The 13369-nt window shown below is 37.1% G+C and carries 13 protein-coding genes; all 13 read right to left on the bottom strand.

Going from position 1 to position 13369, the window contains the following annotated elements:
- Positions 1-2: 2 nt before the first annotated feature.
- The 13 genes from DM800_RS21315 to dnaK all read right to left on the bottom strand — a co-directional run bounded on the left by DM800_RS21315 (position 3) and on the right by dnaK (position 13365).
- The gene (locus tag DM800_RS21315) at positions 3-356 is read right to left on the bottom strand and encodes a diacylglycerol kinase family protein (protein WP_147787553.1); all 354 of its coding nucleotides are present in this window, start codon (positions 354-356) and stop codon (positions 3-5) included.
- The gene (gene ybeY / locus DM800_RS21320) at positions 353-823 is read right to left on the bottom strand and encodes an rRNA maturation RNase YbeY (protein ID WP_000054689.1); all 471 of its coding nucleotides are present in this window, start codon (positions 821-823) and stop codon (positions 353-355) included. The genes DM800_RS21315 and ybeY overlap by 4 nt, the downstream gene beginning before the upstream one ends.
- On the bottom strand, positions 820-2964 hold the full coding sequence (locus DM800_RS21325) for an HD family phosphohydrolase (protein ID WP_048541521.1): 2145 nt from the start codon (positions 2962-2964) through the stop codon (positions 820-822). Before DM800_RS21325 ends, ybeY begins: the two co-directional genes overlap by 4 nt.
- 193 nt (positions 2965-3157) lie before the next feature.
- The gene (locus DM800_RS21330; protein WP_000840500.1) at positions 3158-4117 is read right to left on the bottom strand and encodes a PhoH family protein; all 960 of its coding nucleotides are present in this window, start codon (positions 4115-4117) and stop codon (positions 3158-3160) included.
- Between the two features lie 3 nt (positions 4118-4120).
- The gene (gene yqfD / locus DM800_RS21335; RefSeq protein WP_000792473.1) at positions 4121-5320 is read right to left on the bottom strand and encodes a sporulation protein YqfD; all 1200 of its coding nucleotides are present in this window, start codon (positions 5318-5320) and stop codon (positions 4121-4123) included.
- Between the two features lie 178 nt (positions 5321-5498).
- Positions 5499-5792 (bottom strand): sporulation protein YqfC, encoded by a 294-nt coding sequence (yqfC, locus tag DM800_RS21340; protein WP_000732264.1) that lies wholly within the window; start codon positions 5790-5792, stop codon positions 5499-5501.
- Between the two features lie 108 nt (positions 5793-5900).
- Positions 5901-6344 carry a GatB/YqeY domain-containing protein gene (locus DM800_RS21345; RefSeq protein WP_000054579.1) on the bottom strand — a complete coding sequence of 148 codons (444 nt, stop codon included), beginning with the start codon at positions 6342-6344 and terminating at the stop codon, positions 5901-5903.
- A 15-nt stretch (positions 6345-6359) separates the two neighbouring features.
- Positions 6360-6533, bottom strand: a complete 174-nt coding sequence (gene rpsU, locus DM800_RS21350) for a 30S ribosomal protein S21 (protein ID WP_000048061.1) — start codon at positions 6531-6533, stop codon at positions 6360-6362.
- A gap of 466 nt (positions 6534-6999) precedes the next feature.
- Positions 7000-8352 carry a tRNA (N(6)-L-threonylcarbamoyladenosine(37)-C(2))-methylthiotransferase MtaB gene (mtaB, locus tag DM800_RS21355; RefSeq protein ID WP_000108688.1) on the bottom strand — a complete coding sequence of 451 codons (1353 nt, stop codon included), beginning with the start codon at positions 8350-8352 and terminating at the stop codon, positions 7000-7002.
- Positions 8353-8358: 6 nt separating this feature from the next.
- Entirely contained in the window at positions 8359-9108 is a 750-nt protein-coding gene (locus tag DM800_RS21360; RefSeq protein WP_064474770.1) for a 16S rRNA (uracil(1498)-N(3))-methyltransferase, read from the bottom strand.
- Positions 9109-9253: 145 nt separating this feature from the next.
- Positions 9254-10192 (bottom strand): 50S ribosomal protein L11 methyltransferase, encoded by a 939-nt coding sequence (gene prmA, locus DM800_RS21365; RefSeq protein ID WP_000872122.1) that lies wholly within the window; start codon positions 10190-10192, stop codon positions 9254-9256.
- 28 nt (positions 10193-10220) lie between these two features.
- Positions 10221-11336, bottom strand: coding sequence for a chaperone protein DnaJ (gene dnaJ, locus DM800_RS21370; RefSeq protein ID WP_000043954.1), 1116 nt, complete (start codon positions 11334-11336; stop codon positions 10221-10223).
- A gap of 193 nt (positions 11337-11529) precedes the next feature.
- On the bottom strand, positions 11530-13365 hold the full coding sequence (gene dnaK, locus DM800_RS21375; RefSeq protein ID WP_000034697.1) for a chaperone protein DnaK: 1836 nt from the start codon (positions 13363-13365) through the stop codon (positions 11530-11532).
- Positions 13366-13369 lie beyond the last annotated feature (4 nt).

Below are 13369 nucleotides of genomic sequence, written 5' to 3' on the forward strand. Positions count from 1 at the left end.
AACTATACCACATACGGCAAAAAGATAATAGCACCAATTATAACGGCTATTATCGCAAACAATAAAACCGATCCGGCTGCGACATCCTTTGCAATTTTCGCAAACGGATGTCTATCGGTAGTCGCTAAATCTACTGTTTTTTCCACAGCCGTATTTACCATCTCTAAACTCATTACAATTCCTATTACAATAAGTAATACTATCCACTCTACTTTCGTAATATGGAAATAAAAGCCGCAGCATATAACAATGACTGCGGCTACATAATGAATTTTCATATTGCGTTCATGACGAAGACAAAAGAATATACCTGCTATAGCATATCCAAAACTATTTATAAGTTTTCCTTTTTTCATCGACCTAATCCAAATGCCTCTAAAATTTCTTTTTGTCTTCCAAACATTTCTTTTTCATCCTCTTCTGTCATGTGGTCATAACCAAGTAAATGTAAAAAGCCATGTAACGCTAAAAAGCCAAGTTCACGATCAAAAGAATGTCCATACTCTTCAGCTTGTTCTTTCGCTCTCGGAATAGAAATAATAAGGTCACCTAACATACGAGGCATCTCTGCACCTACAATTTCCATTTCTCCTTCTCCCATTTCTTCCATAGCAAAGGAAATGACATCAGTAGGCTGATCCTTATCTCGGTAATCACGATTAATCTCGCGAATGCGTTCGTTATCTACAAATGTCACTGATAACTCCGCACCATCCTCTATTTTTTCCATTTGAGCTGCTTTTTCTAATATCTCACGAATTAAATTCACATATTCTTCTTTCACTTCTTCTGTTTCATCAATGAAATCAATTAATAAACTCATTCTTTCTCCTTCTCTTCCGGTGGTTCCGGATATGTAATACGCGAATGGAAAATACCATTTAACGTTTCACATAACGTTTTTCCAACGATTTGTAGTTCCTTAAACGTCAAATCACATTCACTAAATTGCCCATCTTGCAGGCGATCTTTAATAATACTTTGTACTAAATTATTAATTTGATCTGGCGTTGGGTGATTCATAGAACGTACTGCCGCCTCAACACTATCAGCAATACCAACAATTGCCGACTCTTTAGAAGTTGCTTTTGATCCTGGATAGCGAAACATCTCTTCTGTATATTTTTCTTTATCTTCTTTAATCGCCTTATAATAAAAATATTTAAGTAATGTTGTACCATGGTGTTGTCCAGCAATATCGATAATTTCTTGCGGAATATGGTATTCTTCGAGCATTCTGACTCCATCTGTTACATGAGCAATGATAATATCTTTACTCGTCACAGGATCTAATTTATCATGTGGATTTTCAATTCCCATCTGGTTTTCAATAAAGAATTGCGGTTGTACTGTTTTTCCTACATCATGATAATACGCCCCTACACGTGCTAATACACCATTTGCTCCAACCGCTTCACACGCTGCCTCAGAAAGATTCGCTACCATTACACTGTGGTGATACGTTCCTGGCGCTTCTAACAAAATTCTACGTAAAAGCGGATGATTCGGACTTGATAGTTCCATAAGCTTCATGCTTGATACAATTCCAAGTCCACTCTCTAAATATGGTAATATCCCCATAGCCAAAACGGATGAGATAATTCCTGAAACGGAAGCCATCAATAATTGCGTTCCAATTTCAAGAGGTGAAAAATTCCCATTACGTAATAATAATAACGCCGCTAAGACGACCACATTTAAGATAGAAACGAGTATACCAGCTTGCAAAATCATCGTACGACGATTTTTTTCTCTTAAGAAAATGCTTACTGATAATGAACTTAACAACACATAAATACCTACACTATAATTCAGTGTACTTGTTACCCCTTCATTAAACATAATACTTCCGCACACAGAAAAAATCATACTTGTTAAAAATACAAATCGGTCGCCAATCATTAGTTTTACAAGTATTGTTCCCATCGCAACCGGGACAACATACGCAATTCCTGCATATTCAAGCTTTTGAAACAAACTAATCGTTTTCATTAAAACAATCGTGATAGATAAAATTGTAATATACGCTAAAATATACGGTCTATCTTCTCTTTTACGCTGTAAAAATACTTCAAACTGCTTATGCATAAAGTACAGTAACACACCAATGAGCACTGCTAATCCAACATAAGGCTGAAAACTATTACCTTTCTCTAATAAACCGACTAATTTCAACTGATTATACATATCACTTGAAATTGTTTCACCTTCTCTAACAATAACTTGTCCTTGAAGAATATAAACAGGTGGAATTAAATCTTCTTCCGCTTTCTTCTTCTCTTTCGTTACAGCCGGATCATAAAAATAATTTGCTGTAATCGCATATGATCCTAGCGCGTTCACAGCTTCCTTCAATCCACTATTCACATTGAGGCTTTTCATTTCATTAACAAATCGCTCTTTTGCTGCTATTTCTTCGGACATTTTAATATTTCCACCCATAATAACACTAATAGACGTTAGAGCCGCGTTCTTTGCTAATTCTAATTGATCCGGTTCTGCATTAATAAAATATAATAAATTCTCATCAGATAATTCCTTTGTTAAATTAGATGGCAACTTCTTCTTCAATTTTTCTAATTTATTTGCATCGGTCATCTTTTTTTGCTCTTCAGGTCCAGCAGCTTTCATCTCTTGAATTGCTTCATTTACCTTAGCAAAAACATCATTTACAATATCTACTCTATTTTGTTTATATTCACTTCTATATGTATATTGATCTCCAACTTTTTGAGCGGCCTCTTGTTTTTTTCTGTCCGTTATAACCTTATCTTCAATTTTAATAGGAGAATGAATTGTTTTTTTTGCAATAGAATACATATCAACATCTAATTGCTCTGGTTTTACATTATTCATAAGTGCAAAAAACAGCACTGCTCCTAATAAAACGTAAGAAATCCAACTTAGTTTTTTCGAATGTTGTAAATTACGAAACCACTTAGAAATTTCTTCAGATCTTAACATGATTTCAATACCTTCTCCTCTCCAGAAATAAAGTGAAACTATTTATAGCTTTCATTTCTTCTAGCCAACAATACTTTTAAGTAACATTTTGATACACCAGCACCTATAGTTTATTTCTCTTATCTTTTATGATAGTAAAAAATATGCCGTTCGCCAACCTTAATACAAAAAGAAATGATCCTGACAAATAGGATCATTCCATTTTATCATATGCCTCAATAATACGTTGCACCAGCGGATGCCTCACAACGTCCGTTTGTTCTAATGTAATGAATGAAAGACCTGATACACCAGATAAAATGTTAGAAGCTAGCGAAAGCCCTGATTTTACCCCTTTTGGTAAGTCTACTTGTGAAGGGTCCCCCGTAATAACCATTTTAGAACTAAAACCTAATCTAGTTAAAAACATTTTTATTTGTGCACCCGTTGTATTTTGCGCTTCATCTAAAATAACAAATGAATCATCGAGCGTACGCCCTCTCATATAAGCAAGAGGTGCAATTTCAATTACCCCTCGCTCCATCATACGTTGCGTATATTCTTGTCCAAGAATATCGTGCAAAGCATCATACAATGGACGTAAATACGGATCTACCTTCTCTTTCAAATCTCCTGGTAAAAAACCTAAACTTTCTCCAGCTTCTACAGCCGGTCTCGTTAAAATAATTTTCTTTACATACCCTTGCTTTAAAGCTCTCACAGCCATTACTACAGCTAAGTATGTTTTCCCAGTCCCAGCAGGTCCCATTCCAAATACAATATCATTCTTCTTCATTGCATGAATATATCTTCTTTGCCCCATTGTTTTTACACGAATGGATTTACCTTTTGCCGTTTTAAAGATTTCTTCTTCATATAACTCTTCAAATTGAGCAATTTTCCCTTGTTGTGCGAGCTGAATTGCATACGCAACATCTCTTTCAGTAATTGATATACCTTTTCGAATAACAACAAGTAATTGCTGTAAGATTTTTTCTACGAGTGTCACAGTTTCAACTGCTCCAGATGCATGAACAGTTTCACCTCTAGTTACAATCGATACATTCAATTCCCGTTCAATTACTTTCAAATGAGCATCATTGACTCCAAAAAGAGCGATTGCTTCGTTAGCATTTTCCAATTGTTGGTTCATTTCTACTAATTGTTCTGCCATTACTCAGTCTCCTTGAATATCGGATTCGGATATTGGTTGTGGCTCTGCAATATTTTCGATCACAGTATAATGCAATGTGACTTTTAGTTGATCCGCCTCAACCTCTTTACTCAAAATCTTATCACTTACAATCATAGCATGTTCATCCAATTTTTTCTTTAGTTCTTTTTCAGCCATCTCTTTCGCTACTTTCATTGCCTGTTTTTCTGTATATTCCCGATTCGCTTCTTCCTCTTCTCGTACAATATCTTTTTCATACGCGATCGGCAGTGTAAAACCAAATAGTTTCACATCGTGTTTTACACTTTCAGTACGAGAGCGTTTATACTTATCATGTTGAAATCCCCATATTTTTATTTTCGCACTCCCAAATGTAAGGTAATGCTCATTATACGCATTGCCAGTATATACTTGAAATTGCGTCTTTAGTGGTACACTCACCTCAGATGTGTACCACGTTTCTCCATATACAATACCTTTCGCCGAAACAATCGTCGGACTCTCCTCATTACCGTATATCCCTGATACGAGAAGCTGTCCTTTTTCGACATGGTCATTTTTCAAGACAACTGGTTTTCCTACTTCAACAAATGTTTTTGTCACAATCGCTTCTTTTTTTGCAACTAAATTTTGCGGTCTTTGTTCCTTTTCTTTTTTCGGCTCGTTTTTTTCAACAATTTTAAAATGGTACGTCGTTCCTCTTATTTCTAATCCCGCCCAAGTAATCGCATTAATATTGTCTGTCAAATGACGTTGTACATCTTCTACATTAGGCATTTGGAATTGTAATTTTCCTTTTTTAATACCCATTTTGTCCAATTCTTTCATCAATATATATTCTGTTTCAGGTTTCGCTCCTGTAATTTCAATTTTCCAAACCATATTGGATAATGCAATCATGCCAAAAAAGAAAATTAAAAAACCAATTAAGAATCCACTATTTTTAATTAAACGCTTATTCAAAAAAGGAAAACCGTAACGCCCAATAAAATATAATTTACATTCATTTTTTCTATAAATTGGTTTTATTTTCTTCACATCTCGTAATAACATACAAAAAACTAACGTTTCATCAGCAATTTTCTTAACATCCCAAACTAATAATTTTCTACGTACACATTCGTTAACGAACCGTTCTGCACCTCTACCTTCAATTCGTACTTTTACATATCCAAGCCACTTTATAAACCATTTATTTTTCATCTACTATCTCCACTACCTTTCCAAAAGTATACACACTACTTTTTTCACTTTAATTAGCAAAATAGCTCGTACGAAAATGAAATAAAGAGTTCTACCACCCATAAATAGCGAGATAAACTGAATAGTAAGGTCGAATCACGAAAATAACGAAGAAAAACTTCACATATGGAAGTTTCCCTCACTCCTCTTTTTTTTCGTTTTCTAAAAATGTCACTTGCTCAATTATTCCTTCAAGCAAAAGTTCTTCTGGAAGGATTGTTTTAATAATAAAGGATTGCCCTTTAATTAATAATTGACCGTGCTTTAATAACAATCTTACTTCTTTATCTGAAAACACTAATAAACCCCGATGATTTTCTATATAGATATGCACTTGCCCAACAAGCGTGATCCGAGGTAGATCCATTAGCACATCCACTGGCAGGTCTATTTGCTTTGTTAACCAATTCTTCATTTGTTCTAATTTTTTCATCTCAAAAGACCCCCTCTCATCCCATATGTATGAAAAAAGAGCTTGTAATATCACGTCCAAACTGAAAAAAAGCATAAAAAAACGTCTCATACGAAATGAGACGTTTTTTTATGCTAATAGCTGGATAACCAACTTATTCACAAGTGATCCGTCTGTTTTACCTTTTACTTTCGGCATAACAGCAGTCATCACCTTACCCATATCTGCTTTAGAAGTTGCACCAACTTCAGAAATAACTTGCTTAATTACATTCGCTAGTTCTTCTTCTGTTAATTGCTCCGGCAAATATGCGCTTAAAATCTGAATTTCACTTTGCAGTTTATTAACAAGGTCTTCACGACCAGCTTTTTTAAATTCAAGGAGGGAGTCCTTATACTGTTTTACTTCACGAGCTAAAACTGTTAATTCCTCTTCTTCAGTAAGAGTATGTTGCAGTTTAATACCTTCATTTTGTAAAGCAGCCTTAACCATACGAATAACGGTTAATTTTTCTTTTTGTTTATTCTTCATCGCTTGTTTCATATCATCGTTTAAACGACCGAGAAGACTCATCACTTACACCCTCTCTTAGAATTTACGCTTTCTTGCCGCTTCAGATTTCTTCTTACGTTTTACACTTGGTTTTTCATAAAACTCGCGCTTTCTTGCTTCAGCAAGTGTACCAGTTTTAGAAACCGATCTTTTAAAACGGCGAAGTGCATCCTCCAAAGACTCGTTTTTACGAACGACTGTTTTTGACATTCTCTTTCCCTCCCTCCGAAACATCACACTTACATACTAATTTCAGCATGCAAAAAGAAACCCTTCTTCAGCATGTCTTTTACGATTATAATACATTTTATCACTTCAGGTCAACTATTTGGCAGAATAAAAGAAGAATAGATGCCCTTTCCTGTTCAAAAGCTACGTAGATAGCTATTATCCATTTCCCCTGAAGACAACTATATTTTTATCATTACATCTTTTTTAATGCAGGAATGTACGAAACAACTACTCATTCGACGTACCTGCCTTTTTCAGTACTTGACTTCTCCACGAAAAAAAGAAAGCATGCAAATCGTTTCCGTTTGCATGCTTTTTTTATTCCGCTATTTGCCGGGCAGTAAGCCCCCCCACCTCAAAATTCAGCACAAGCAAAGAACTTAGGTAGGAATCCGGCTGATAATTAGTGGGGAGGAACAAAAACCCCACTGATTAAAGTTTCATTTTATGCGCTTGCTGATTCTTTTTTTACATCATCTTCAAGAACACGAACAAATTGCGCTTCGTTATATGGATAACCAGCTTTCGTAATTTTCACTTTCACTAGCTTACCAATTAACTCTTCTGATCCTTCAAATACAATTTTTAAGTAGTTATCCGTATAGCCTACATATAACCCTTTACGGTCGCCCTCTTTAAATTGCTCTTCCGGAATGATCTCAAGCACTTCCCCTTCAAACTGTGACGCATACTCTTTCGCTAATTGGTTAGATAATTCAATTAAACGATGAACACGATCATTCTTCACATCTTCAGGAACTTGATCTTCCATACGCGCTGCAGGTGTTCCTGTACGCTTTGAGTAAGGGAATACGTGTAACTCAGAGAAGCGATTCTCTTTAATGAAATTGTATGTTTCCATGAATTCTTCTTCTGTTTCACCTGGGAAACCAACAATTACATCCGATGTAATCGCAAGGCCTGGTAACGCTTCTTTCAATCGATCTAAACGCTCTTGGAAAAATTCCATCGTATACTTACGACGCATACGCTTTAATACAGTATTAGATCCAGATTGCAATGGAATGTGCAAGTGGCGTACAACTACTTCAGACTTATCTAACACTTCAATTACTTCATCTGAAATCTGACTCGCTTCAATAGAAGAAATACGAAGACGTTTTAATCCGCCTACTTCCGCTTCCATATCACGAAGTAATCCAGCTAAGTTATAATCTTTAATATCTTCACCGTACCCACCTGTATGAATACCTGTTAATACGATTTCTTTATAACCTGCATCTACTAATTGCTGCGCTTGTTTAATAACTTCTTTTCCATCACGAGAACGCATTAAACCACGTGCCCAAGGAATAATACAGAATGTACAGAAATTATTACAACCTTCTTGTATTTTTAAAGATGCACGTGTACGATCCGTGAAATAAGGTACATCCAGTTCTTCGTATACACGTGTTTTCATAATGTTGCGGACCGCATTAATTGGTTGACGCTCTTTGCGGAATTCTTCAATGTATCCTAACATCTTTTCACGATCCTGTGTACCAACTACAATATCTACACCTGGAATCGCCATAATTTCCGCTGGAGATGTTTGTGCATAACATCCCGTTACACAAATAACCGCATCCGGATTTTGACGAACAGCACGTCTAATAACTTGACGGCTTTTCTTATCCCCCGTATTCGTTACTGTACACGTATTAATAACATATACATCAGCTTTCTTTTCATATTCAGTTCTTTCATATCCACCTTGTTTAAACAATTGCCAAATGGCCTCTGTTTCATAGTGGTTTACTTTACAACCTAACGTATGGAACGCAACAGTTGACATTGATCATCACCCCATCAATTCAAAATGATACGAAGCAGCACTTAACGCATATAACGGCGCCGTTTCTGTTCTTAAAATTCTTGGTCCTAAACTACATGGTACAAATTTATGTTCACGAAGCGTAGTAATCTCTTCCTCCGCTAAACCACCTTCTGGTCCAAATACAATCAATAGTTTTTGGCCTGGTTTCATCGTCGTTAAAGCTTTAGCAAAATTGGATTTCTCACCTTGTTTTGCTTCCTCTTCGTACGCAACAAGACATACATCATACTCATTGCTCATTGAAAGCAATTGCTTAAATGATGCCGGAGCATGCACTTCTGGAATTTCGCTTCTATGCGATTGTTCCGCAGCTTCTTTCACAATTTTTCTTAAACGCTCAACTTTTTTATCAGCTTTTTTCGCATCCCATTTTACAATAGAGCGAGATGCTTGAAATGGTAAAAATGCGGCCGCCCCAAGCTCAGTTCCTTTTTGGAAAATTAACTCTAGCTTGTCTCCTTTTGGCAGTCCACTTGCAATCGTCACGAAAACAGGAAGTTCACTTGACGCCTCTACCCATTCTACAATAGCCGTATTAATAAATTCACTGGTAATTTCATCAATTGAACATACTGCTGTTTTTCCGTTTACACAGCAATAAATGTGATCACCAGCTGACATACGCATCACTCTTGCGATATGATGTACGTCATCACCTACAATGCGAATACTTGTCTCATTTACATATTTCTCTTCTACAAAATAACGTTGCATATAATCACCTTAGTAGAGTTTCGTTCCTTTCGTAAGTCAACACTTACGAAAAGAACGAAACGTTATCATTTTTTCATATAACAAACGGCAAGTCCCTCACCTTATAGTGAGAGACTCCCCTTTTCATTATAAACTAAAATCTATATTACGCATTTCGTGCAATAATTGCTACCCAATCTTCCATTCGTAATACTTCTTCAATTGTAAATCCAGCTTTTTCTAGCGCTTCAGAAATTATCTTTTCCTTCGCTGCAATAATGCCCGATGTAATAAATAATCCGCCCGACTTCACAACTCTTGCTGCATCCTCAGGGAATAAAAGAATAATTTCTGCTAATAAGTTAGCTACGATTAGATCAACAGGACCTTCAATACCTTCTAAAAGACTATTTTGCCCAACAGACACGATATCATCTGTTTTATTTAAACGTACATTCATTTCTGCACTTTCCACTGCAACCGGATCTAAATCATACGCTTGAACAGAAGACGCACCTAATTTTGCCGCTGCAATACTAAGTACACCAGAACCTGTTCCTACATCAATGACAGTATCACCTGGCTGAACTGTTTTTTCTAAAGCACGAATACACATCGTTGTTGTCGGATGAGTTCCTGTCCCAAACGCCATACCTGGATCTAATTCAATAATTTTTTCTTCCGGAGAAGCTGGTGTATATTCTTCCCACGTCGGCACAATTGTGAATGTATCAGAAATTTGTACTGGATGGTAATATTTTTTCCAAGCAGTAGCCCAATCTTCTTCATTGACTTCGTTAACGGTAATATTTCCAGTACCAATTTCGATGTCGTAAGATGGAAGCATATCAATAGATGATTTTACACCCGCAATCGTTTCCTGTAAAGAATCCGTTTGTGGGAAATATGCTTTTATTAATACACCTTCCGCCGGATATTCATCTGGGTTCAGTGCATAAATTTCACCATATTGTTGCTCGCGCTCTTTCGTCAACTCCGCTGGATCCTCAATCGCAACTCCACTAGCACCAGCTTCATGTAAAATATGAGAGACAGCTTCTACGGCTTCTTCTGTTGTATGAATACTAACTTCTGACCATTTCACAATTTACCAACTCCATTTTTTATTTCCATTATTCCCCTTTGAAAGCACGTTTAAGCTTTCCAAATAAACTATCATCCTGCTCTTCTTGTCCCGCAAATTCACGTAATAACTCTTTTTGATGTGAAGTTAATTTCGTCGGTACAACAACACGAACGACTACATATTGATCTCCTTGACCGTATCCACGTACGTTCGGAGCACCTTTTCCTTTTAAGCGGAATTCTGTTCCGGTTTGTGTTCCTGCTGGAATTTTTAGCTTCACTTTCCCATGAACAGTAGGAACTTCCACTTCAGCACCAAGTGCCATTTGCGCAAATGTTAATGGCATTTCACAAATAATGTGATCTCCTTCACGCTCAAAGAATTCATGATTTCTCACATGAACAACAACATATAAATCTCCTGCCGGTCCGCCATTTACGCCCGCTTCACCTTTTCCAGATACACGAATTTGTTGACCATTATCAATACCTGCTGGAATTTTAACATTGATTTTTTTACGTTTACGTACTTTACCAGAACCGTGACACGTCGTACATTTTTCTTTAATCATTTGACCAGTTCCTGAACAATGACCACAAGCTTGACGGTTTACGATACGACCAAATGGTGTATTTTGTTCTACACTTACTTGCCCTGATCCTGAACAATGTTTACATGTTTCTTTTGAAGTTCCTGGTTTCGCTCCGCTACCTTTACAAGTATCACATGGATCTTCTACTGGAATCTCAACATTTAATTCTTTACCAAAAATAGCTTCCTCAAACTCTAAAGTAACTTGATATTGTAAGTCAGCACCTTGACGCGGAGCATTTGGATCACGACGTCTACCGCCACCGCCGCCAAAGAACGAACTAAAGATATCTTCGAAACCGAAGCCACCGCCGAAGTCTCCTCCGCCGCCAAAGCCACCGAAACCTTGATTTGCACCAGCATGACCAAATTGATCATATTGCGCGCGCTTTTGATCGTCGCTTAATACTTCGTATGCTTCTTGTACTTCTTTAAACTTTTCAATTGCATTTTCTTCTTTACTTACGTCTGGATGGTATTTTTTAGCCAAACGACGATACGCTTTTTTTATTTCATCTTTTGAAGCACCCTGGCTAAGTCCAAGGACCTCATAATAGTCTCGTTTACTCATAAATTTACAACCCCCGAATCTTTCACATAAACGTAATTTTAACACCGAAAGAAAGTGCTTTGCAACAAAGTTTCCTCACTTACAGTATGCAAAGTAAAAAACTTAAGAACCTCACACTTTTCTTTTCATTCGTGAAAAAAGCCAAAGTCAAGGCACGCTTGACTTTGACTTTTTGTCATCTTACTTATTTATATTACTTATCTTCTTTTACTTCTTCGAACTCAGCGTCTACTACATTGTCTTTCTTCGCGCCAGCATCTTGTGCTCCTTGTGCACCTTCTGCTTGCCCTGCAGCTGCTTGAGCTTGCTCGTATAATTTAACAGTTAATTGTTGTACAATTTCTTGTAAAGCGTCTTTTTTCGCACGGATTTCCTCAAGCTCGTTCTTCTCGATCGCAGCTTGTAATGCTTCTTTCGCTTCTGTTGCTTTTGCAACTTCAGCCGCATCCACTTTACCTTCTAAATCTTTTACAACTTTATCCGTTTGGAATACAAGTTGGTCAGCTTCGTTACGAAGTTCAACTTCTTCCTTACGTTTTTGGTCAGCGTCAGCATTTGCTTCCGCTTCTTGTACCATACGATCTACTTCTTCATCAGAAAGACCTGAAGAAGATTGGATTGTAATAGTTTGCTCTTTGCTTGTTCCTAAGTCTTTTGCACGTACGTTAACGATACCGTTCGCATCAATATCGAATGTTACTTCGATTTGTGGAATACCACGTGGTGCTGGTGGAAGGTCTGTTAATTGGAAACGACCTAATGTTTTGTTGTCAGCTGACATTGGACGCTCACCTTGTAATACGTGAATGTCTACTGCCGGTTGGTTATCAGCAGCTGTTGAGAATACTTGTGACTTACTTGTTGGAATTGTAGTGTTACGCTCGATTAATTTCGTGAACACACCACCCATAGTTTCAATACCTAAAGAAAGTGGAGTTACGTCTAATAATAGTACGCCTTCTACATCACCAGTAAGTACGCCACCTTGAACTGCAGCACCTAATGCTACAACTTCATCAGGGTTTACACCTTTATATGGTTCTTTACCAGTTTCACGTTTAATAGCTTCTTGTACAGCTGGGATACGAGTAGATCCACCAACAAGGATAACTTTATCTAATTCGCTTGGAGCAAAACCAGCGTCTTTTAATGCACGACGAGTTGGCTCTAACGTTCTTTCAACAAGACCTGCTGAAATCTCTTCGAATTTCGCTCTTGTTAACGTTAATTCTAAGTGTAATGGACCAGCAGCTCCAGCACTAATGAATGGTAATGAAATTTGTGTTTGTGTTACGCCAGAAAGATCTTTTTTCGCTTTTTCAGCTGCATCTTTCAAACGTTGAAGTGCCATTTTATCTTGGCTTAAATCAATGTTATTTTCTTTTTTGAACTCAGCTACTAAGTGGTCAATAATAACTTGGTCAAAGTCATCTCCACCAAGACGGTTGTCACCAGCAGTTGAAATAACTTCGAATGTTCCATCTGCTAACTCAAGGATAGATACGTCAAATGTACCGCCACCTAAGTCATATACTAAGATTTTTTGCTCTTCATCTTGTTTTTCTAAACCGTAAGCAAGCGCTGCTGCTGTTGGTTCGTTAATGATACGCTCAACTTCTAAACCAGCGATACGACCAGCATCTTTTGTTGCTTGACGTTCTGCATCGTTGAAGTATGCAGGTACTGTAATAACAGCTTTCGTTACTGTTTCACCTAAGTATGCTTCAGCAGAAGCTTTTAAGTTTTGTAAAATGATTGCAGAAATTTCTTGAGGTGTATAATCTTTACCTTCAACTTCTACTTTGTAGTCTGTACCCATATGACGTTTAACAGACATGATTGTATTTGGGTTTGTAATTGCTTGACGCTTTGCAACTTCCCCAACTTGACGCTCTTCATTTTTGAAAGCTACAACAGAAGGTGTTGTACGGTTTCCTTCTGGATTTGGGATAACCTTTGGTTCTCCACCTTCCATAACAGCTACACAAGAGTTTGTTGTACCTAAGTCAATACCGATAATTTTACTCATGGCG

This window comes from Bacillus sp. AY18-3, assembly GCF_008042305.1.
GTDB lineage: Bacteria > Bacillota > Bacilli > Bacillales > Bacillaceae_G > Bacillus_A > Bacillus_A wiedmannii.